Below are 21619 nucleotides of genomic sequence, written 5' to 3' on the forward strand. Positions count from 1 at the left end.
GGAACGCGCCCCGCCGGCGTTCACCCCTGGTGCTCTGGGACGTAGAGGCGGACGTCGTCGACGTACGCCTCGCCCTCGTAGTAGTTGAGGTGCGGGTCGCCGATGATGAAGGAGTCGGGGTAGGCCGAGCCCTTGGGCCAGCTGTGCTCGGTCGTGTACGTCCCGGCCGGGCCCCTGTGGACGAGCCTGCGGTCGAACCGGCCGTCGTACTCGTCCGGCGTCTGGTTGTAGTGCCAGATCGGGCGCCCGTTCTCCACGAAGTCGTGGTGGACGCGCAGCGTGGTCTGCCCGGTGTGCAGGAACGGGCCGCTCATCTCCAGCGTGTACCCGGTGCGGTCGCGCTCGATCGCGAACCGGTAGGCGGCCTTCGGCATCAGCTCCGGCCGCAGCTCGGCGCTGGTGAGGTGCCCCTCGAACCGGCCGCCCGGCCCGTACCGCCGGTCCATGGACGCCTCCCCGCACGCGGTCTTGGCGTAGTACTCGTTGCTGATGTTGTTGTTGGCGGTCTCGCGGAACAGGTCGCCGCGCGGGAACAGCGCGTTGACGCCGTTGAAGGTGCCGTCGAACGTCCGGTACATCGTGCGGGTCTTCGGGTCGCAGGTCGCGGCGTTCTTCCAGCGGGCGTCGTCGCTGTAGTAGCCGTCCATGATGGCCTTGCGCCGGAAGTGGATGCCGGGGTTGCCGTGCGGCGCCGGGTTCGCGTGGTCGAGGATCGTCAGGTAGTAGAACCCGTTCTCCCGCGTCACGTCGGGGTACTGGCACCGGGACTTCCCCGGCAGCGCGCCCTGGAACGTCCACGGGTACCGGGTCTTGCACGGCTCCCTGGTGTACCCGTTGTGCCTGCCGTCGTAGTCGAACGTGCCGCCCCGCTTGCCGCCGAACCGGATGCCCCGCAGCGTCATCTCCACCCGGTAGTACCGGGGCAGCGGGCGGGTCGGCCGGATCAGGACGCCCGCGTCCCAGCTCGGCTCGGAGATCCGCGCGACGCGGTGCCCGCCCGGCAGCGTCACGGCCGACAGCCCCGGACGGGAGTCGGGACGCCCGTCGCGGTCCTTGTCGACCGCGGCGACCTCCGCGGTCAGCCACCCCCGCTGCCCGAAGGCGACGCGCTTGCGGAACACGTTGAGGGTCTTCATCTGCCGCTCGAACAGCGGCCCGCTGATCTTCTTCCAGGCCGCCCCGTCGTCGTCGAACGCGTCGACCGCCCACGGGCTGCGCGGCCCCTGCGGGTCGAGCCGCCACGGCGCCCCGTCGACGCGCAGCGGCCGGTCGAACCGCTCCTGCGCGACCAGCTTCCACCGGCCGCCGCCTGCCGCCGTCCCCACGGACCATCCCGCGGACACGACCGCCGCGGCGGCCGTCCCGACGGCCACGCCCGCCACTTTCCAGCTCGTCCTCAAGACGCACACCCCTCCCCGCGGAGCGCGCGGCCGCGCTCCGCCCCCGAACGTCGCAACGCATCGGAATTATATGAACGCGGAGAGTGATGGAGTGGGAGGCGGAGCGCCGGCGTCGTCAGCGCTGGGAGAGGTAGCTTTCGGCGGTGTCGCGCAGGCGCGCGTGGACGCCGTCGTAGGCGGAGACGCCCGGCAGCGCGGTCTTGGGCATCTTCGCGAGCATCGTGTAGTTGGTGTCGACGACGTTGCCCGCCGGGGCGAGCGCCGCCTGGCTGACCAGCTGGTAGGCGTCCAGCTCGTCCAGGCCGAGCAGCGAGGACGTCCAGGTGACCAGGTCGTGCTGGCTGATCCGGAACGCGTCCTCCAGAGGGCGGGCCGACCCGGTGGACATCAGGTGGAGGTCGTCCTCCAGGCGCGGCCAGGCCGGTGCGGCGCCCTTGATCAGGTCCACGACCACGACGGTGTCCATCGCCGCCTCCACGGCGGTGCCGCAGACCTCGCCCTCGCCCTGGCGGCAGTGGCCGTCGCCGATGGAGATCAGGCCGCCCGGCACGTTGACCGGGAAGTACGCGGTGGTGCCCGCGCGCATCTCCGGGGTGTCCATGTTGCCGCCGTGCGCGCCCGGGGTGATGCTCATGATCACCTCGCCGGCGGCCGGGGCCACGCCCACGGTGCCGTGCATGGGGTCGAGCGGCAGCTCGATCTCCAGGTCGCTCTCGCGGGCGCGGAAGCGGCAGATCCCGCGGGCGGCGTCCACGTCGTAGATCCACACCCGTTCCGGCAGGGCCTGGTGCAGCATCGCCGTGGTGTGCGTCGCGGTCAGCGCCCCGAAGTGCGGGAACGTGGACGAGACCGCCCAGTCGCGGGCGGGGCGGATGTCCGCGAAGTGCACCGCGACCGCGTCGCCGGGCTCGGCGCCCGCGACGGCGATGGGGCCGGTGACGGGGTTGAGGTAGGGGAAGGAGCACACCCGGCTCGGCAGGTCGTCCACTCCCCGGACGGCGCCGCCGAAGCAGTCCTCGGTCGTCAGCTCCACGACGGTGCCGGGCGCGACCGTGAGCGCCGCCTCCCGTCCGCCGAACGCGAAGCCGGGCTCGGTTCCCGTCATGGAGACCACGTCGAACGTCACTTCTCGTTCTCCTCCTCTGCGATGCCGGCCAGGGCCGGACGGCGGTGGGTGACCAGCAGCCCGACCAGCAGCACCAGCCCGACGCCGAGCCACAGGAAGCCCAGCTCCTGCGCGGCGACCTTCGCGTTGACCACCACGTAGGCGAGGATGCCGAAGCCGATCGCCGGCGCGATCAGGTGGCGCCACCAGTCCCGGCTGCCCGACCGGACGACGTAGTGGACGACGACCGAGACGTGCAGCACCAGGAAGGCCGTCATGGCGCCGAAGTTGACGAGCGAGCTGAGCAGGGTGATGCCGTCCTCGCGCTGCTCCATGTAGAGGCCGAGGCCCAGCGAGACGGCCGCGACCAGCAGGGTCGCGTTGACCGGGACCTGCCGCCGGGGATGGACCCTGGCGAGGAACCTCGGCAGCTGCCGGTCCCGCGCCATGGCGTACAGCAGCCGGGATGTCGCGGCCTGCGCGACCAGCGAGTTGGCGAAGCCCCACGCGATCGCGGTGGCCAGCGCGGTCAGCTTGGCCAGCCACGCGCCGCCCGCGACCCGCGCGGCGTCGTAGAACGCGGTGCCGTCCGGGTCGCCCTCGTTGACGAGCTTGTCCGGGTCGGTGACCAGCAGCGAGGCCACCCACGTCTGGACGATGAACAGCACGCCGACCAGCAGCAGCGCGGCCACCATGGACCGTCCGATGGCGCGGGCCGACTCGCGGTTCTCCTCGGCCAGCGTGGAGATGCCGTCGAAGCCGAGGAAGCTCAGGACCGCGATCGACACGGCGCCGAACACCAGCCCCCACGAGAACGTCGAGCCGTTGTAGATCGGGCTGAGGCTTCCGCCGCCGTGGCCCTTGCCCTGGGCGAGCGCCACCAGGCCCACCACCAGGAAGACCGCCAGGATGACCAGCTCGGCGACCAGCATGATCCGGTTGATGCGCGCGGTCATCTCGATGCCGAAGAAGTTGACGGCCGTGTTGAGCACGACGAACACGATGAGCCACAGCCACACCGGGACGCCGGGCACCAGCGAGTTCATCGCCACGCTGGCGATCAGGTACAGCAGGGCCGGCACCAGCACGTAGTCGAGCAGGATCATCCAGCCGGACAGGAACCCGACCGGCGCCGCGATGCCCCGTCCGGCGTAGGTGTAGACGGACCCGGCCATCGGGAACGCCCGCGACATCTGCGCGTACGAGCCGGCGGTGAACAGCATGGCCAGCATCCCGATGGCGTAGGCGAGCGCGACCATGCCGCCCGAGCCCTCGAAGACGCTGCCGAAGATGCCGAACGGCGCGATCGGCACCATGAAGATCAGCCCGTAGACCACGAGGTCCCGGAACGTGAGGGAGCGCCGCAGCTCCTGGGTGTACCCGTAGCGCTCGATGCCCTCCGGCGGCGTGGGGTCGACGGCCATGGTCCCTCCTCGGGCGAGGACGCGGGTCGTTCCCGCTCAGCGAACCCTAGAGGCAATCTTTTCAAATGAAAAGATTTGATCCGCAAAGATCTTAGAGGCGGGTGACGACGGTGAGGTCCAGCCCGTCCGCCCTGGCCAGGTAGCCCTCGGGGCGCGGCGGGCCGAGCGGCGCCGCCGACCAGGCGCGCCGCGCGACGGGGTCGGCGCCCGCCAGCAGCCGCGCCGACGCCGACCGCCCCTGCCGCGCGGTCAGCATGCCCGCGGCGGCCAGCGCCGCCAGCAGGTGGACGCCGTCGTAGCAGCCCTCCGCGTAGGCGTCCAGGACGGGGGCCGCCTCGCCGAACACCGTCCGGTACCGCTCGGCGAGCGCGAGCTGCCGCTCGTCCCCCTGCCCGGCGAACGACCGCATCGCCGAGTACAGCTCCCCGGTGTCGTCGCCGCCGGTGGCGAGCAGGACGTTCTCCTCCAGCGCCCCCGACAGCCGGACCACCCCGGCGGACAGCCGCGAGGCGGTGAACACCCGGTTGAACACGGCCAGGTCGCGGCCGACCAGGCTGAGCAGGACCGCCTCCGTGCCCGTCCGCGCCAGCGCGTGCACGACCTCCTCGAAGCGCGCCTCCGGGTCGTCGCCCTCCGCCCACGGGAAGGGCACGAGCCGGTCCAGCACCACCTCGCCGCCCGCCGCCCGGACCTGCCGCGCCGCCGCCCGGTGGACCGCCCGCGGCCAGATGTAGTCGCTGCCCAGCAGCGCCCAGCGCCGCAGCCGAAGCCGCGCGCTCAGCCAGCGCAGCGCGGAGCCGAGCTGCCGGTCCGGCGAGTCGCCGAGCAGGACCACGCCCTGCCGCCGCGGCCCGCCCTCGTGCGGCGGCGTGAACACGTACGGCGCCCGCCCGGCGAGCGCCGCCTCCAGGCCGCGGTGCACGTCGCTCGTGTGGAACCCCACGAACGCCTGGACGAGCCCGGCGTCGGCGAGGAAACGGGCCTCGCCCGCCACCGCGCCCGGAGCCCGCCCGGCGTCCACCGGCACCAGCTCGACGGGTCGTCCGGCCGCCCCGCCGGAGGCGTTGACCTCGGTCGCGGCCAGGCACGCGGCGCTCAGCCCGGACGGCCCGGTCAGGCCGAGGGGCCCCGACAGCGGCAGCAGCAGCCCGAGCCGCAGCACGGCGGGATCCGGCCCGGTGACCAGCAACCCCGTGCCGTCCCGCACCACCGCGCGCATGATCGCCGAACCCCTCATGACCAGGCCAAGTATGCTCTTCCCACGGGCGGCTGGCGAGGGAGGCACCGGGTGGTCGAGCGGCACGGCGCGGCGGCGCGCACGGCGGAGACCGAACTCGTCGACCTGCTCACCCGCACGCAGCGGGCCCTGGCCCGCGGCCTCGGCGCCCGCCTGGACGAGGAGGGCGCGACGGTCGAGCAGTGGCGGGTGCTGCGCGCCCTCGCCGCGTCCGACGACGTCTCGATGGGCGAGCTGGCGCTCATCGTCGAGATCCCGCACCCCACCCTGACCCGGCTCGTGGACGCCCTGGTCGACTCGGCCTACCTGTACCGGTCCCACTCCACCCGGGACCGCCGCCGTGTGTCGGTGCACGTCTCCGACCTGGGCCGCGCCAAGCTGGAGCGGCTGGAGGCGCTGGCACGCGCGCACGAGCAGGCCCTCGCCGAGCGCCACGGCGACACGATCCAGAACCTGTCCGGCCTCCTGTCCGACCTCTGGAGGGGCCTCCGCTGACCCGGCGCCCCCTATGCACCGCGGGGGCGCCGGTGTTCGTTTTGTCAGGGAGCGGCCGTAGGGTCGGCGCATGTCGCGGCGGCGTTTCGATCAGGCCATGCAGCAGATGCGGACGAGGGAGCCGCGGGTCCGGGAGGACGCGTTCGACTTCCTGCGCGAGCACGCCGACGCCTACGTCGGCGAGCTGATCGCGGAGTTCGCGGCGGAGCGCGACGACCCCGGCCTGCGGTGCTGGCTGCTCGAACTGATCGCCGAGGCCCGCGCGCCAGAGGCCCTGGAGGTGTTCCGCGCCCAGCTGGAGAGCCCCGACGAGTCGCTGCGTTTCTGGGCGGTCCGCGGGCTGGAGATGCTCGACACCCGCGAGGCCGACGAGATCCTCGACGAGGCGCACGCCGGCGGCTGGCTCTTCTAGCCCCGGCGCCGGGCACGCCGCCGGGGCGCGGGGGCACGGCCCCCGCGCCCCCGAGGGTCACTTCAGACGGGCCTCGATCGCCTCGATGATCCGCGGGCGCATCTCGGCGGCGCGGATGACGGCGTCGACCGAGCCGACCTCCACCGCGCGCCGGATGTCGTGCACGCGGTCGAACTCGGCGGCCACCTCGCCGAGCTTCTCGGTGCGGACCGTCGCGCGCAGCTCGTCCAGCTCCGCCGTCAGCGCGGCGCGGCCCGGCCCCGAGGACGCCGCGACGCGGCCCTCCAGGTCCCGCACCCGCGGGTCGGCGGCCGTCCGGGCGTTGACGTCGGCGGCGAACACCACCGCGGCGGCCGGGGCGCCGCCGAGCACCGACGCGAACGAGCCCTCCAGCGCGAGCACGGTCATGTTCGGGTTCAGCGCCTTGGAGAACACCACGAACGCGCCGCCGTGGTACCGGGAGATCACGCAGAACACGATCGGGCCGCGGAAGTTGACGATCGCCCGGCCGATCTCGGCCCCGTACTCCAGCTGGAGCTGCCGCATCGACTCCGGCGAGCCGTCGAAGCCCGACAGGTTCGCCAGCACCACCAGCGGCCGGTTGCCGCTGGCCGCGTTGATCGCCCGCGCGGCCTTCTTGGACGACTTCGGGAACAGCGTGCCGGCGGTGTAGGCGTCCGGGCCGTCGGTGGGCGGGAAGCCGCGCCGCGGCACCGACTGCGACTCGATGCCGAGCAGGCACACCGGCATGCCGCCGAGGTGCACGTCCTGCACCACCGCGGTCTCGGCGTCGGCCATGCCCGCCCAGCGCTCGAGCACCGGGTGGTCCTGGTCGGACAGCGCCCGCATCACGGTCCGGATGTCGAACGGCTTCTTGCGGTCCGGGTTCGCCTCGGCGGAGAAGATCTCGCCGACCGTGGTGAACTCGCTGCCCTCCAGGACGTGCGGGAAGGCGGAGACGTCCCGGTCGACGGGGTCGGTCGTGCCGGCATTGCGCGGCCCCGGCTCACCGGGCGCGACGTAGGTGTGGTCGTAGTGCGACATCAGGATGTCCCGCGCGGCGACGAGGTTCGGCGCCCAGTACTGCGCCTGCCCGTTCGGGCCCATCACCCGGTCGTAGCCGCCGATGCCGAAGTTGTCCTCGGCCGAGACGCCGCCGGAGAAGTCGAGCGCCTGCTTGCCGGTGAGCACCATCGCCGAGTCCGGCGTCATGATCAGCACGCCCTTGGTGTGCATGAGCATCGTCGCCTCGGCGTTCCAGTACGGCTGGGCGCCGACGTTGATGCCCGCGACGACGACGTTGATCTCGCCGCCGTCCTGGGTGAACTCGACGATCCGCTTGAGCGCCGCGGCCACCCAGTCCATGTTCTCCGTGCCCGACTCCATGGAGATCCGGGCGCCCGAGGACAGCGCGTACCACTCCAGCGGCACCCGCATCCGCTCGGCCAGATCCAGCGCGGCGATCACGCGGCGGCACTCGGCCTCCGACAGCGCCCCGAGCGACTTGGTCGGGTCGCCGAGCAGCACGACCCGGGTGACGCCCTGCGGGTGCCGCCGGGTCCGCTTCGAGACGACGCCCGCGACGATCGCCGCGGTGTTGCGCCCCTTCGGCCGGTCCACCGGGACCAGGACGTTCGCGTCGTCGAGGTCGTGCTCGACGAAGTCGCCGAGCAGGCCGGTCAGCTCGTACGGGTACACGGTGTTGCGGCTGCTCGCCCGCAGCACCTTCTGCCGGTAGCCGTCGAGCGGCTCGACCGGCGCGTCCGACGGCGCGCCGACGGTCAGCCGGGTGCCGCCCGTGGCGTCGAAGGCGACCCGGACGGCGATCTTGACCGGCTCGCCCGTCCGCGGATCGCGCTGCCGCGCGATGAGCAGGACCTCCTCCAGCCCGGCCCCCGCCGCCGCCGGCAGCATGCGGCCTGCCAGCCGCTGCAGCTCGGCGCGGGTGAGGTCGCTCGTCGGCCAGACGTAGATCACGATGCGGTTGGTGGGGAACCGCTTCTTGGACGGCCGCCGCGCCTGCGCCCTGCGGATCGAGTCCAGGCAGGTGGCGAGGGTGTACTCGGCCGTCGGCAGGGAGCGCAGCTTCCCGTCGCCGTCGCGCAGCGCGGTCAGGTCGCGCACCTGCGCGAACGCGACGAGCCGGTCGTCGGACGGGTTGTCGCGCGCCACGCACTGGAAGAGGTAGACCTCCTCGTCCGAGGACGGCAGCCGGGTCAGGTCGAACTTGTGCAGTCGCTCCATCTGCATCCGCTGCGCGATGAACGGGTGCAGGCCGCGGATCAGCCGCTCCTCGGCCATGCCCCCTGTGGGGGGACGGCCCTCCTCCGCCGGGCGGAACGTGAAGTGGTGGTGCATCACCGCGCCGCTGCTGCCCGCGACCGTCGCGGTGATCCTGCGGATCCGCGGCGGCAGCGGGTGCGCGTTGACGACCTCCTGCAGCGCGGCGGCCATCGCGTCGAAGTCCTCGGGCTGCCGCTCCCAGGACAGGTAGATGTCGGCGTCGACGTCCTCGCCGCCGTCCGCCAGCTCCGCGAGCCCGCGCAGCGCGGCGCCGAGCGCGTCGAAGCGCACCGCCGAGGAGACCAGGCGCGAGCCCGCGTGCTCGGCGACCACGAACGAGCAGCCGCCCGCCTCCCGGGTGTGCAGGCCCGTGAGGCCCTTGTTCCCGTAGTACCGCCGGGTGAGCACCTCCAGCATCACCGCGTTGTCGCCGTTGCCGCGCACGAGCCGCTGGCCGAGCAGCCGCACCAGCGGCTCGGTGCTGCGCACCATCTCGGCGATGAGCTCCTCGCGCTCCGGCGCGTCCGGGTGCGCGTCCAGGTGCCGCAGGTTGCGGCGGACGCGGGCGTAGACGGCGGCGCGGTTGCGGCGCAGCAGCGGCTGGGCGAACCAGGCGAACACCACGCCGCACGCGAGGTCGTACACCACGGGGAACCGGACCTGCGTCGCGGCCACCAGCCGCTCCAGCGCCAGGCCGGCGGCCTCGCGCAGCGTCTCGTCCGGCGGGGGCTCGCCGAGCCACTCGCGCAGCAGCGTCGCGACGACCGAGGCGTCGGCGGCCGCCCGCTGCTGCGCCAGGAAGATCCGGAACACCGCCGCCTCGAGCTCGGGGGTGCGCTCCAGGTCGGTGACGCCGTAGTGGCCGAGCGCCTTGGCGAGCTTGGCCTGGAACGCCTGAGGCAGCCCGGCCCGCTCGACGTCCAGGCTCTGCAGGTAGGTGTGGAAGTACTCGCGGGCGCTGTGCACGTGGCCGCCGTCGGTGCCGTCGCCGCCCGCCGGGCGGTTGCGGCTCAGCTCGGCGAGGTCGGCGAACACGTCGATGAGCCCGAGCTCCTCGGCCACCGGCCGGTGCCCGTCGGCGGCGGCGGCGCGGCGCGCGGCGAGGTAGCCGTCCAGGGCCCGGCGCTCGTCGTGCGGGTCGACGTCGAAGCCGAGCAGCAGGCTGCGCAGGTCCTCCTGGCCGCGGGCCGCGCGCTCGCGCGCCGGGACGGCGCCCGGCGCGGCGGGCAGATCGAGCTCGACGGCGCCGGTCGCCGCGACGTCCGCGGCCTCGGCCTCGTCGGCGAGCGGCTCCAGCCGCAGCAGCGGCGCCCCCGTCTCCACCTGGCTGCCGACGGAGACGACGCACTCCTTCAGCCGCGCCTTGAACGGCGCCCGCAGCACCGTCTCCATCTTCATGCTCTCCAGGACCAGCACCGGCGCGCCCGCCTCGACCTCGGCGCCGACCTCCAGGGGCGTGGCGACGACCAGCGCCGGCGCGGGCGAGCGGACGACGCCGCCCTCGTCGCGGCTGACCCGGTGCGCCACCCCGTCCACCTCGACGAAGTGGACCGGGCCGTGGGTGCCGGTGAGCAGGCGGTACCGGGAGCCGTTGACGGTGATCTGGCCGAGGTGCCGGTCGAAGCGTTCGAGCTCGACGTCGGCGGTGCGGACCTCGCCGCCCGCCTCGACGGCGACGCGGAACCGGTCCGCGCCGACCCGGGCCACCCGCACCCGGTAGCCGGCGCCGCGCAGCTTGAGGTCCAGCGGCCGGCCGCTCTCGTGCCGCGCCTGCGGGCGCCCGCCGGACGCCGTCGACAGCAGCCGCCGCCGCTCGGCGCCCTCCGCCTCCTCGTAGGCCTCGATGGCGGCGGCGGCGAGCGCGACGGCGGAGTGCCGGTGGGTGACGAGGCCGCCCTCGGCGCGGACGCGGTCGATCCAGCCGGTGTCGGCGCTCGCGTCGATCACTTCGGGCCGGTCGAGCAGGTCGAGCACGAAGCTCTTGTTCGTCGCGCCGCCCTCGATGATCACCGTGGTCTGGGTCATCGCGCGGCGCAGCCGGCCGAGCGCCTCGTCGCGGTCGCGGCCGTAGGCGATGATCTTGGCGATCATCGAGTCGAAGTCGGCGGGGATCGTGTCGCCCTCGCTGACGCCGGTGTCCACCCGGATGCCCGGCCCGGCGGGCAGGTCCAGCCGGACGATGCGGCCCGGCGAGGGGGCGAAGTCGCGGTCGGGGTCCTCGGCGTTCAGCCGCGCCTCGACCGCGTGCCCGCGCTCCACCGGCGGAGCGCCGTCGAGCCGTCCGCCGGAGGCCACGTGCAGCTGCGCCTTGACCAGGTCGAACCCGGTGGTGGACTCGGTGATCGGGTGCTCGACCTGGAGGCGGGTGTTGACCTCCAGGAACGCGAACATCCGGTCGCCGGGGTGGTACAGGAACTCGACGGTCGCCGCGCCGCGGTACCCGACCGCGACGGCGAGCCGCTCGGCCGACGCCTTCAGCTCGGCGGTCTGCTCGGCGCCGAGCACCGGCGACGCCGACTCCTCGATGATCTTCTGGTTGCGGCGCTGCACCGAGCAGTCGCGCACGCCGAGCGCCCACGCGCTCTCGCCGTCGGCGATCACCTGGACCTCGACGTGCCGGGCACCGGTGACGAGGCGCTCCAGGAACACGACGCCGCTGCCGAAGGCCCGCGCCGCCTCCTGGCTGGTGCGCTCGTAGGCGTCCGCCAGCTCGGCCGCGCTGGTGATCACTCGGATGCCGCGGCCGCCGCCGCCCGCGGTCGCCTTCAGCATCAGCGGGTAGCCGATGCGCTCCGCCGCCGCGATCGCCTCGTCCAGGGTCTCGACCGCGCCGCGGCTCCACGGCGCGACCGGCACGCCGACCTCCTCGGCGATCAGCTTCGCGCCGATCTTGTCGCCGAGCCGGCGCATGGCCTCCGCGCTCGGCCCGACGAACGCCACCCCGATCCGGTCGCACAGCTCCGCGAACGCCGGGTCCTCCGCGACGAAGCCCCAGCCGACCCACGCGGCGTCGGCGCCGGTCTCCACCAGCGCGCGCTCCAGGACCTCCAGGTCCAGGTACGGCCGGGCGGACGCGGGGCCGAGGTCGTAGGCCAGGTCGGCCTCGCGGACGAAGGTGGCCGTCCGGTCGACATCGGTGTACAGGGCGACGGTCTCGATCCGCGTCCCGCTCTCCGCGGCGATGTCCCGTACGGCGTGGATGAGCCGCATGGCGGCCTCACCCCGGTTCACGATGGCGACACGACTGAACACCCGACCGAGCCCTCCTGTTAGACGGTGCGCGCTGTCTGGCGATGCGCGCTGTCTGGCGATGCGCGTTGTTGGACGACGTGCGGCGCCGGGACGCGGCGCACCCGGACACACTCACCTTTCCGCCCAGAGGGCGAAGGCGCCATGCCGCCGACAACGCACGCTGCGCCGCTGTAGTTGTAGGAAACCTGCAAAACCGGTCGCCCCCGCCGCACGCGCGAAAGGATCAGGATACGGAAACCGGCTCCGGTTCCCGGCGAGGCCCGGAGCGGGCCGGCCGGCTGCCGAAGCCCGACAGGATCGCCTCCAGCAGCGGCAGCGCGCGGCCCGCCCTCTTCGCGCGGATGACCAGGTCCCACGCGGGCTCGAACTTCTTCCAACCTCCGGCGTAGGCGACGTGCCGGGTCCTGCCGCGCAGCGTCGGCTTGGTGGAGGCGCCGCGCAGGATCGAACCCCAGCGGTAGAAGTCGCGGTAGGCGCGCCAGTAGCCGTCCTCAAGCTGCTGCGCGGTCATCTTGGCGGGCTTGAAGACGACTGTGCGGGTGTCGTACCGGTCCCAGTCGGAGTGCAGGAGGCGGTCGGCCTTGGCCATCCGGTCGTAGAGGCGGGTGCCCGGATAGGGGGTCAGGATGTGGAAGGTGGCCGTCTCGATCCCCTGGCCGATCGCCCACTCGACGGTGCGGTCGAACACCGACGGGTCGTCCTCGTCCATCCCGAACACGAAACTGCCGTTGACCATCACGCCGTTGTCGCGCAGCCGGCGGACCACCGCGCCGTAGTCGCGGTCGATGTTCTGCCACTTGCGCTGCTCGGTGAGGTTCCCGGCGTTGACGGTCTCGAAGCCGACGAACAGGCTCCGCAGCCCCGACTCGACGGCCTTCTCCAGCAGCCCGGGGTTGAGCACCGCCTTCACCGTCCCGGCCGCCTGCCAGAGCCGTCCCATGCCGCGCATCCCGTCGAACAGCGCGGACGCGAACCGGGCGTTGCCGAACAGGTGGTCGTCCAGGAAGTACAGGTGCCGCCCCGGCAGCCGGTCGATCTCGGCGAGCGCCGCGTCGACCGTCTGGGTGTAGAACGACTTGCCGCCCTCGAAGAACGCCTCCTTGTAGCAGAAGTCGCACACGTGCGGGCAGCCGCGCGACACCACGATCGAGTTCGGGACGAGGTAGCGCTCGCGGGCGATGAGGTCGCGGCGGATGGGCGGCAGCGCCGCGAGCGTCCGCTCGGTGGAGTCGTAGCGTGCCGCCGGGCGGCCAGCGCGCAGGTCGGCGAGGAAGCGGGGCCAGGTGTCCTCGCCGGGCCCGCAGAAGATCGTGTCGGCGTGCCGGGCGGCCTCGTCCGGGAGCGAGGTGACGTGCAGCCCGCCCAGGCACACGTGGACGCCCCGGGCGCGGTAGAGGTCGGCGAGCTCGTAGGCCCGCCGCGCGGAGGTGATGTAGACCTGGATCACCACGAGGTCGGGCTCGTCGGAGGTGTCGACCTTCTGCACGTGCTCGTCGGTCACCGTCACCTCGTCGTCCGGGTCGAGGTACCCGGCGAGCGTGGCCAGCCCGAGCGGCGGGAACAGCGAGTACTTGATCGGACGGAAGAAGGGCGAGGTCGCCTCGGTCAGGGCCGGGAGGATCATCTTCACGCGCATGTCTCATTGGACGCCTCCCCGCCGCCGCGGTGGCGTCCGCCGTGTGCGGATCGTGTGGAGATCCCGTGTGGGCGGAGCCCCGGGGCCAGGGCGAGGGTGACGGCCACCGACGCGGCGGCCATGATCGCCATGGCGGCGGCGGGCGAGGTCGCCTGGGCGGCGCCGCCCGCCAGCGCCGCCCCGGCGCCCTGCATGGTGAGCATCCCGGACGAGTGCAGCCCCAGGGCGTGCCCGTGCATGCGGACCGGGGTCAGCGCCATGAGGCGCTCCTGCAGCAGCAGCGTCGACCCGTACCCGACGGAGGCCAGCAGGACGGCGGCCGCGCCGACCGGGAGCGGCGGGTCGACGGCGAACAGCAGGTAGGGGCCCGCCAGCAGGAGCAGCAGGGGCGGGCTCAGCCGCTCGCGCAGGCGGCGGGGGACGAACCGGCCCGCGGCGGTGTCGCCCACCAGCATGCCGACGGCCGCCGCGGCGAGCAGCAGCCCCGCGTGCCGCGGCGAGTAGGGGACGAAGAGGGCCTCGCAGCCGACGATCAGGCCGTTCGGCACCCACATCGCGAGGTAGGCGTACCGGCGCGGCCCCGAGGAGAGCAGCCGCGCCGTGGTCCGCCACGTCTCGCCGGGGCTCGGATGCCCGGCGGCCCGGGGCGGCCGGCGGCCCAGGCCGGTGACCGCCACCACGGCGGTGAGAAGGTAGAGCGCGGCGCCGGTGAGCAGGGCGCCCCGGGGCGAGAGCGCGACCACGAGGACGCCGCCGACCGCGAAGCCGCCGATCTGCGTCGTCCCCGCCGCCATGTTCAGCACGGAGCGCCCGAGGAGGTACCCCTCGTCCGGCAGGATCTCGCTCAGGAGGCCGTAGCAGACGCCGCTCCGCAGCGAGGCGACCAGCCCGAGCCCCGCCACGACGGCGAGGAGCGCCGCCGGCGGAAGGCCGGGAACCGCCAGAACGGCCGTCCCCGCGCCGAACAGCAGGGCCATGCAGGCGAGCGCGGTCCTCGGCGGCAGGCGGTCGGCGGCCGACAGCAGCGTCAGCGCGCCCGCCATCTGGGCGAACGAGCCGCCGAACATGCTCAGCGCCGACAGCAGCGGCGAGCGGGTCGACTCGTACACCAGCGTGCCGAGCGCCAGGCCGCTGACCGTCTGCGCGGACTCCTGGACCGTGAACGACGTGAGGAGCGGCGTGTACTCCGGGGCGCGGAAGAGATCCCGATACGTGCGCATGCCCGCCAGGTTCAGGGCCGCCGCCGGAGGGCCGGTAGAGTTTCGCGAGGAGGCGAAACGTGAGCCTGTGGCAGGTCAACGCGGACACCCTCGCGAGCGGCCGCTTCGTCATCTCCGCCCTGGCGGAGACCACCGCCTGCGTGAAGCTCCTGGAGAAGGGCGCCGCCGCGCATCCGGGGGAGCGGTCCTGGCTCGACGCCCACCTGCCCGCCTACCGCCGGATGCTGCGGCGCGAACCGGTCACCGCCGCGCTGCTGGACGCCGCCCTCGGCGCCAGGACCAGGTGGAGCGCCGACTTCCTGACGCCGCCGCACCCGGGCGTGGGCTCGCCGTCGTTCGAGGAGGAGCTCGACACCGTCCGCCGGACTCCGCCCGAGCGGGCCTACGCCGACCTGGAGGTCTCGTCCGGCGGCCCGCTGCCCGCCGCGCTGCGCCGCCCCGACGCGCCCCAGCGGATCGCCGGCCTGCTGGAGTGGGTGTGGACGCACGCCGTTGAGCCGGACTGGGAGCGCCGCCGCCGCGTCGTCGAGGCCGACGCCGTCGCGCGCGCCGGGCAGCTGGGCCAGGGCGGATGGGCCGCGGCCCTGGACGACATGCGCCCCGGGATGCGCTGGCTCGGCGACGGCCGCCTCCAGATCGACGCCCTCGACTTCCCGCCGCGCGACATCTCCGGTGCCCGGCTGCTCTTCGTCCCGGTCACGCCCCGGACGGGATGGGTGGCCTGGCAGGAGCCGGACCCCGACCGGTACGCGATCGTCTACCCCTGCTCGGCCCCGCTGGCCGGCGCGGGCGAGGCCGCCGTCCCCGAAGCGCTCGAACGCCTCCTCGGCCCGGGACGCGCCCGCGTCCTCGTCCTCCTCGCCACGCCGCTGAGCACCACGCAGCTCGTGGCGCTGACCGGCCAGGGGCTCGGCTCGGTCGGCCGCCACCTCCGGGTCCTCTTCGACGCCCGCCTGGTCGACCGCCGCCGCGCCGGCCGCTCCGTCCTCTACTACCGGACGGCCACCGGCGACGCACTCGTGGACGGCGTCCGGCCCCCGCACGCCCCCGCGGTCACCGCTGGGGCAGTTCCTGGTCCTCGTTCTTGACGGTCTCGGCCGAAGCGCCGGTGAGGTGGTCCAGCGTCCCCGTGATGTCCAGGAGCCGGTCGAGCTGCGCGCTCCGGCCGGTCAGCGCGAGGTGGACGCCGGCCGCGGACGTCCGGCGGTGCACCATCAGCAGTGCGGCCAGGCCGGCCGAGTCGCACATGCCCATCCCGCCGCAGGCGAGCTCCAGCTCGCGGACGTCCGGGTTGTCCTCCATCTGCGTCCGGACGGTGGCCACCAGCCTGTCGGCGGTGTGAAAGTCCAGATCACCCTCAATCTCGATCCGCAGCGAGCGCGCCCCGGAAAGGGTGGCGACCACGCGCAGCGGAGTATCGGGAACAAAGGCGGTCATCAGGGTTCCTCCGTGGATGCCCCGGCCTTCAGGCCAGGGAGAAAACGGACTCCTAGGGAGCAGGGTTGGAAAGCTAGGACGTTTCGGTGTCCGCGGGGTCGGCGGGCTCCGCGGCTGCTAGAACGTGGTGCATGGCGCGCCAGGTCAGGCGGGCGTTCAAGTACCGCTTCTATCCCACCGGTGAGCAGGCGGCTGAGTTGTCGCGCACGTTCGGGTGTGTGCGGCTGGTGTACAACATGGCGCTGGAGGAGCGCACCCGGGCCTGGCATGGCGAGCGGCGCCGAATCTCCTATGTGCAGTCGTCGGCCGCGTTGACACAGTGGAAGAAGACGGCGGAGTTCGCCTTCCTGGCGGAGGTGTCGTGCGTCCCGCTCCAGCAGGCGCTGCGCCATCTTCAGACGGCGTTCGCCAACTTTTTCGCCAAGCGGGCCGCCTATCCGCGCTTCAAGTCGCGCAAGCGGTCGCGTGCGTCGGCCGAGTACACCCGCAGCGCCTTCACCTGGCGCGACGGGCGCCTTACCCTGGCGAAGATGTCCGCGCCGCTGGACATCCGCTGGTCGCGTCCGCTGCCCGAGGGTGTGGAGCCGTCCACGGTGACGGTGTCGCGCGACAGTGCCGGGCGCTGGTTCGTGTCCCTGCTGTGCCAGGACTCCGTCGCCTCCGCCCCCGCCACGGACGCGGCGGTCGGGATCGACGCCGGGATCACTTCGCTGGTGACCCTGTCGACCGGGGAGAAGATCGCCAACCCCCGGCACGAGCGGCGCGACCGCGCCCGCCTGGCCAAGGCGCAGCGGGAGCTGTCGCGAAAGGCCCCGGGTTCGGCGAACCGGGACAAGGCCCGCCGCAAGGTCGCCCGCGTGCACGCGCGGATCGCCGATCGGCGCCGCGACTTCCTGCACAAACTGTCGACTCGTCTCGTCCGTGAGAACCAAACGGTCGTGATCGAGGACCTCACCGTCGCCAACCTGCTCAAGAACCGCAGACTCGCCCGCGCCATCTCGGATACGGCGTGGGCGGCGCTCCGCACGATGCTGGAGTACAAGTGCGCCTGGTACGGCCGCGACCTGGTCGTGGTCGACCGCTGGTTCCCCTCCTCCAAGTTGTGCGGAACCTGCGGCACGGTGCGCGCGAAGCTGCCGCTGGACGTCCGCGAATGGACGTGCGAGTGCGGAGCCGTGCATGACCGCGACGTGAACGCCGCGCGCAACATCCTGGCCGCCGGGCTGGCGGTGACCGCCTGTGGAGACGGTGTAAGACCTCAACGGGACGCCTCCCGGACGAGGCGGTCGTCGGCGAAGCAGGAAACCCAGCGGGCGATCGCTGGAACCTCCCGCCCATAGGCAGAGGAGGAAGTCAAGCATTCCTTCCTTCGGCGGCGGCATCGTCGGTGGTCGGCGGGGGGTGCTGGAGGGTGTCGCAGGCGCGGGAGAGCAGGTCGGCGGCCCGGGGGTAGTCGACGAGCTGCTCGGCCAGCAGCTCCAGACCCGGCAGGAGGCTCCGGGCGGGCACGCCGCGCGCGGAGAGGATGCCCGCCGTCCAGCCGATGAATCCGGTGAACAGGTCCGGGTCGTCCACGTAGAGGGCGGTGCCGAGGAAGTCGACGATGTGGGCGATGTCCTCGGCGGTGTGGCGGAGCTGCTGGTCGGTGTAGTCCGCCATCGCCGGGAAGCGTTTCGGCAGCTCGGTCATCACGTGCCGCACGAGCCCGCGCGCGGTCCGGCTGATCTGCGTGTACTCCTGGTCGGCCAGGTGCGGCAGGTCGTCGATGACCTGGTGGACGGGCGGCGGCTTGCGCAGCGGCCCCTCCGCCAGCCGGTCGGCCGCGGAGCGGGCGTCGGCGGCCCAGCCGTCGGCGCCGAGCAGTGCGGCGTACCGGCCGTCCGGCCCGTACGCGGCGCCGCCCACCAGGACGGGGGTGCCGGTCGCCTGGCACGCGGTGATGGCGGCGTGCGCGGACGGCAGCCGCGTGGCGATCGAGGACGACAGCGCCACCACGGCCGGGTTCGTCCGGTGCACGTGGGCGATCAGATGCGCGGTCGGCACCTGGGCGCCGAGGTAGTCGACCCGCCAGCCGCGCAGCCGCAGCACCTCGGCCAGGATCCGCGCGGGCAGCGCGTGCCACTCGCCGTCGATGCACGCGACCGCCACCCGGCCGCGCGACCCCTCGCCGCGGCGCGCCGGCGACTCGCGGACGGCCGGATGGTGCGCCAGCGCCGCGATCGTCCGCTCGTTGATCGCCGTCGCGGTGTGCTCCTGGGCGACGGTGAGCCGGTTCGCCGCCCACTCCCGGCCCACCCGGGCCTGGAGCGGCGCGATGATCTCCAGGAGGATGGTCTCGGCGTCCGTTCCCCGGTCGAGCGCGGTCGTGACGGCGTCGGCGGCGGCGTATTCGTCGCCGGCGATGACGGCGTCCCAGAGTCCGTCCGCCCACCCGTCGGATCCGGGGGGAGCCGCGGGAGTCCGTGCGGTCGCGGTCACGCGGTGAACCTCCCCGGGCCCTGCCCTCCTACGGCGCTCAGGTGGAAGCGCCGGGGAGCGGTGATGGCGACCACGGCCATGTCGTCGTGCTTGCCGCCGCCCACCCATTCCGCGGCGAGCATGTGCACCCGTTCCACGAGGGCCTCCGGGGGCATGCCGCCGCAGCGGGCGAGCTCGGCGCGCAGTCGCTCGTCGCCGAACATCTCGTCGCCCAGCGGGCCGCCGAAGGCCTCGGTGATGCCGTCGGTGTAGAGCAGGCACGTGTCGCCCGGCTCCAGCAGCACGGTGGCGGACCTGGAGGAGATCTTGTCCAGCACGCCGATCAGCGACCCGCCGGTGTCGGGGGTCTCGACCTGGCCGCCGGCCCGCACGATCAGCGGGCGGGTGTGGCCCGCGCTCGTGAGGCGCAGCCGCACGTGACTGCCCTCCCGCCGGATCGAGGCCAGCACGAGGGTCACGAAGCGGGTGGACTCGCTGCTCAGCAGCGTCCCGTTCAGCAGCTCCAGCACGCGCCTGTGGTCGTCGGCCAGCGGGAGCAGCGCCTGCAGCGTGTTGCGGATCTTGCCGGTGAGCACGGCGGCCTCCAGGCCCTTGCCGCACACGTCGCCCAGCACGACCATCGACTCCTGCTCCGCGTCGGAGCTCTCGGCCGCCGGGTGCAGGTCGTAGAAGTCCCCTCCGACGCGCTCTCCGGCGCCGGACGGCCGGTAGCGGGCCGCCAGCTCCACCTCGTCGAGGTGCTGGGTGCGCGGCGGCAGCAGCTCGCGCATCAGCGTCTCGGTGATGGACGCCTGCTCGGCGTACACGCGGGCGGCCGACATCGCCGCGCCGGCGCGGGCCGCGAACAGGCGCGCGATCAACTCCTCGCCCTCGGAGAAGGCGCGCTGCCCGCCGCGCCGGAGCAGCACCAGCGCCCCCGCGGGCACGCCGTGCCCCGGAAGCGCGGTCACCACCATCGCGCCGAGACCGCCGAGGTCGGCGCGGAGGATCCAGGGAGGCGCGCCCATCGGGTCGAGCCAGCGGGACGGCATCGGCGGGAAGCCCTGCATCGCCTCCGCGAGGCCGGGGACCTCCGAGGGGTCCACCACGAGCTCCTGATGGTCCACCTGGCCGTCGGGGCCGCAGTAGGAGACGGGGTAGGCGCGTCCGGAAGCGGGCGCGATCACCAGCGCGGCGTCGGCGAGGTGCCGCGCCGCCAGCTGGACCGTCACCTCCATGCAGCGTTCCAGGTTCAGCGACGCCAGCAGCTGGCCGGACGCCTCCGCCAGGAAGGCGGTGCGTTCGCGCTCGTCGGCGAGTTCCCGTTCCAGGCGCCGGTGCTCGGTGACGTCGAACAGCCACCAGACCGTCCCGGCCGGGGGGCCCGGCGGAGTGCCGGGATCGTCGTGGACCTCGTCGGGCACGCCGTGGGCCTCGTAGGCGCGGTCGCCGATCGGACCGTGCGCGACCGGCCGAGGGGCGCCGGGGTGCGACAGTTCGGCCGCGGTCATCTCGGGGAGGGGATCGATGGCCAGTGCGTGGTGGGCCTCGGCCAGCCAGGCCGGTGCCGCGTCGTCCAGGACGGCGCCCGGGATCATGCCGAGCAGCAGGCGCGCCGCGTCGTTGAGCCGCGTGACGGTACCGCTCGGATTCACCGCGAGCGCGGGGTACGGGCCGGGCCCCAGCGCGGGGTCGAGAACGCGCCGAGTGCCGTCGATGCCTTGAGTCAGTTCCATCACGTCGCAGCCTGCGGCGGGACCACTTCCTTCCTCAGCTGAGCCGCCAAACGAGGATCTTGTCCTCGCCACCACCCTAACCGCAACAAGACAGTTGCCGGAAGGCAAAGATTCGTTCCATCTTGTCCGCGGACCCTGTTCGGCGGGAGGACGACCAGCTCAGCGGCATGATCGGAGGCCCGTGACCGGCGCCTCATGAATGCTCTCCGCGTTCCGGGGTAGCCTCGGCCCAACGGGAGGTTGAGTCTGGTGATGGACGCGGTGCACGACGGAAATGATACGTCGCTTCGGCTGTGGCACGACTCTCAAGACCGACTCCGAATGCGCGTCGAGAACCGCGACACCTGCATTCTCTTCAGCGTGGAAGGTGAAATCGATTACCTGACGGCCGATGCCTTCCGGGAACATGTCCTTTCTCACTCGGAGGGTGTGGGGCGGATCGTCCTGGACCTCCAGGACGTGAGGTTCTGCGATTCCTCCGGACTGGGGGCGCTGGTGGGCGTGTGGAAGACCGTCACGGCCCGGCAGGGCCGGCTGGTCCTCAGCCGTCCGAGCCCGGTGTGCCAGCGGATCCTGCAACGCACGGGCCTCGACGCGCACATGCTGATCAGCCCGACGCTGCGGCACGCGCTGGCCAGGATCGTCGACGGTCAGGGCGGCGCGCGGCCCTCGCCGCTGGTGCCCAACGCGCGCCAGGACGCCTCCTGAAAGGGGCCGGCCGGCGAGCGCGCCGCATATCTCGACCGAGATATATCCCTGTCGCTCCGGGTACCGAAACCCGTCTGTAAAGGCGCTGCCCGCGCCTGGCATGGCAGAGCCCCCGGGCATTGCCCGGGGGCTCTGCGGCCGGGGGATCACTTGGGCGGCATCAGGACGCTGTCGATGATGTAGACGGTCGCGTTGGCGGTCTGGACGTTGCCGCAGACGACCTTGGCGTCGTCGCCGACGGTGTAGGAGTCGCCCGAGCCGCTGCTCTTGAGCATGGCGCCGTTCAGCGTCTTGAAGTCGCCCGCCCCCAGCCCGTCCGGCGCGACCTGCTGGCCGACCACGTGGTAGGTGAGGATGCCCGTCAGCGTCTTCTTGTCCGACAGGACCTTGTCGAGCGTCTCCTTCGGAATCTTCTTGAACGCGTCGTTGGTGGGCGCGAACACGGTGATGTTCTTCGACGAGTTGAGCGTGTCCACCAGGCCGGCCTTCTTCACGGCGCCGACCAGCGTGGACAGCACCGGGTTGTTGGACGCGGCGGTCGCGACGGGGTCGGCGGCCATGCCCTGGAAGCTGCCCTTGCCGGACGCCGGGACGGCCGAGCACGCGGGCCCGAACGGCCCGCCGGCGGACGGCGCGCCGCTCGGCGAGGCGGCCGGCGCGGACGATCCGGCCGGAGCGGCGGCGGCGTCGCCCTTGTCGTCGCCGGAGCAGGCCGCCGCGCCGGTGGCGAGGGCGGTCGCCGCGAGGACGCCGGCGACGATGCGGTTGCGGTACATGGGGAACTCCTCTTGTCGGTGACTTCTCGTCGGTGACTTTC

Annotated in this window: 16 protein-coding genes; 5 read left to right on the plus strand and 11 right to left on the minus strand. The window is 73.2% G+C overall.

Going from position 1 to position 21619, the window contains the following annotated elements:
• Positions 1-20 precede the first annotated feature (20 nt).
• The 4 genes from ABD944_RS31535 to ABD944_RS31550 form a co-directional block, all read right to left on the minus strand.
• A complete protein-coding gene (locus ABD944_RS31535) occupies positions 21-1373 on the minus strand; it encodes a hypothetical protein (RefSeq protein ID WP_345182920.1) in 1353 nt (450 codons plus the stop codon).
• Between the two features lie 142 nt (positions 1374-1515).
• Entirely contained in the window at positions 1516-2526 is a 1011-nt protein-coding gene (locus ABD944_RS31540; protein WP_345182922.1) for an acetamidase/formamidase family protein, read from the minus strand.
• Positions 2523-3929, minus strand: coding sequence for an APC family permease (locus tag ABD944_RS31545; RefSeq protein WP_345182923.1), 1407 nt, complete (start codon positions 3927-3929; stop codon positions 2523-2525). The genes ABD944_RS31540 and ABD944_RS31545 overlap by 4 nt, the downstream gene beginning before the upstream one ends.
• A 91-nt stretch (positions 3930-4020) precedes the next feature.
• Complete coding sequence (locus tag ABD944_RS31550) at positions 4021-5166, minus strand: ABC transporter substrate-binding protein (RefSeq protein ID WP_345182924.1); 1146 nt, start codon at positions 5164-5166, stop codon at positions 4021-4023.
• 51 nt (positions 5167-5217) lie between these two features.
• On the opposite strand from ABD944_RS31550, the gene ABD944_RS31555 reads away from it, so the two are divergent.
• Both ABD944_RS31555 and ABD944_RS31560 read left to right on the plus strand, forming a co-directional pair.
• On the plus strand, positions 5218-5661 hold the full coding sequence (locus ABD944_RS31555; protein ID WP_345182925.1) for a MarR family winged helix-turn-helix transcriptional regulator: 444 nt from the start codon (positions 5218-5220) through the stop codon (positions 5659-5661).
• Between the two features lie 70 nt (positions 5662-5731).
• Positions 5732-6073 carry a HEAT repeat domain-containing protein gene (locus ABD944_RS31560; RefSeq protein WP_345182926.1) on the plus strand — a complete coding sequence of 114 codons (342 nt, stop codon included), beginning with the start codon at positions 5732-5734 and terminating at the stop codon, positions 6071-6073.
• A gap of 57 nt (positions 6074-6130) precedes the next feature.
• On the opposite strand, the gene ABD944_RS31565 is transcribed toward ABD944_RS31560, so the two are convergent.
• The 3 genes from ABD944_RS31565 to ABD944_RS31575 all read right to left on the minus strand — a co-directional run bounded on the left by ABD944_RS31565 (position 6131) and on the right by ABD944_RS31575 (position 14464).
• Entirely contained in the window at positions 6131-11608 is a 5478-nt protein-coding gene (locus ABD944_RS31565; protein ID WP_345182928.1) for an ATP-binding protein, read from the minus strand.
• 223 nt (positions 11609-11831) lie between these two features.
• A complete protein-coding gene (locus tag ABD944_RS31570; protein ID WP_345182929.1) occupies positions 11832-13244 on the minus strand; it encodes a B12-binding domain-containing radical SAM protein in 1413 nt (470 codons plus the stop codon).
• On the minus strand, positions 13235-14464 hold the full coding sequence (locus ABD944_RS31575; RefSeq protein ID WP_345182930.1) for an MFS transporter: 1230 nt from the start codon (positions 14462-14464) through the stop codon (positions 13235-13237). Before ABD944_RS31575 ends, ABD944_RS31570 begins: the two co-directional genes overlap by 10 nt.
• 59 nt (positions 14465-14523) lie before the next feature.
• Here ABD944_RS31575 and ABD944_RS31580 point away from each other — a divergent pair, with 59 nt between their 5' ends.
• Positions 14524-15552 (plus strand): ArsR/SmtB family transcription factor, encoded by a 1029-nt coding sequence (locus ABD944_RS31580; protein ID WP_345182931.1) that lies wholly within the window; start codon positions 14524-14526, stop codon positions 15550-15552.
• Here ABD944_RS31580 and ABD944_RS31585 read toward each other — a convergent pair.
• A complete protein-coding gene (locus tag ABD944_RS31585) occupies positions 15518-15901 on the minus strand; it encodes an STAS domain-containing protein (RefSeq protein WP_345182933.1) in 384 nt (127 codons plus the stop codon). The two genes, ABD944_RS31580 and ABD944_RS31585, sit on opposite strands and share 35 nt — an antisense overlap.
• Before the next feature lie 131 nt (positions 15902-16032).
• On the opposite strand from ABD944_RS31585, the gene ABD944_RS31590 reads away from it, so the two are divergent.
• Positions 16033-17241: an RNA-guided endonuclease InsQ/TnpB family protein gene (locus ABD944_RS31590; protein ID WP_345182934.1), complete on the plus strand. Its 1209-nt coding sequence runs from the start codon at positions 16033-16035 to the stop codon at positions 17239-17241.
• Positions 17242-17254: 13 nt separating this feature from the next.
• On the opposite strand, the gene ABD944_RS31595 is transcribed toward ABD944_RS31590, so the two are convergent.
• Positions 17255-18379 carry a cobalamin B12-binding domain-containing protein gene (locus tag ABD944_RS31595; protein ID WP_345182936.1) on the minus strand — a complete coding sequence of 375 codons (1125 nt, stop codon included), beginning with the start codon at positions 18377-18379 and terminating at the stop codon, positions 17255-17257.
• On the minus strand, positions 18376-20094 hold the full coding sequence (locus ABD944_RS31600) for a PP2C family protein-serine/threonine phosphatase (RefSeq protein WP_345182937.1): 1719 nt from the start codon (positions 20092-20094) through the stop codon (positions 18376-18378). Before ABD944_RS31600 ends, ABD944_RS31595 begins: the two co-directional genes overlap by 4 nt.
• Positions 20095-20346: 252 nt before the next feature.
• Between ABD944_RS31600 and ABD944_RS31605 the strand changes: the two genes are divergently transcribed.
• Complete coding sequence (locus ABD944_RS31605; RefSeq protein WP_345182938.1) at positions 20347-20802, plus strand: STAS domain-containing protein; 456 nt, start codon at positions 20347-20349, stop codon at positions 20800-20802.
• 146 nt (positions 20803-20948) lie between these two features.
• On the opposite strand, the gene ABD944_RS31610 is transcribed toward ABD944_RS31605, so the two are convergent.
• On the minus strand, positions 20949-21578 hold the full coding sequence (locus ABD944_RS31610; protein ID WP_345182940.1) for a fasciclin domain-containing protein: 630 nt from the start codon (positions 21576-21578) through the stop codon (positions 20949-20951).
• Positions 21579-21619: the final 41 nt, after the last annotated feature.

The organism is Actinomadura verrucosospora, from assembly GCF_039540335.1.
Taxonomy (GTDB): domain Bacteria; phylum Actinomycetota; class Actinomycetes; order Streptosporangiales; family Streptosporangiaceae; genus Spirillospora; species Spirillospora verrucosospora.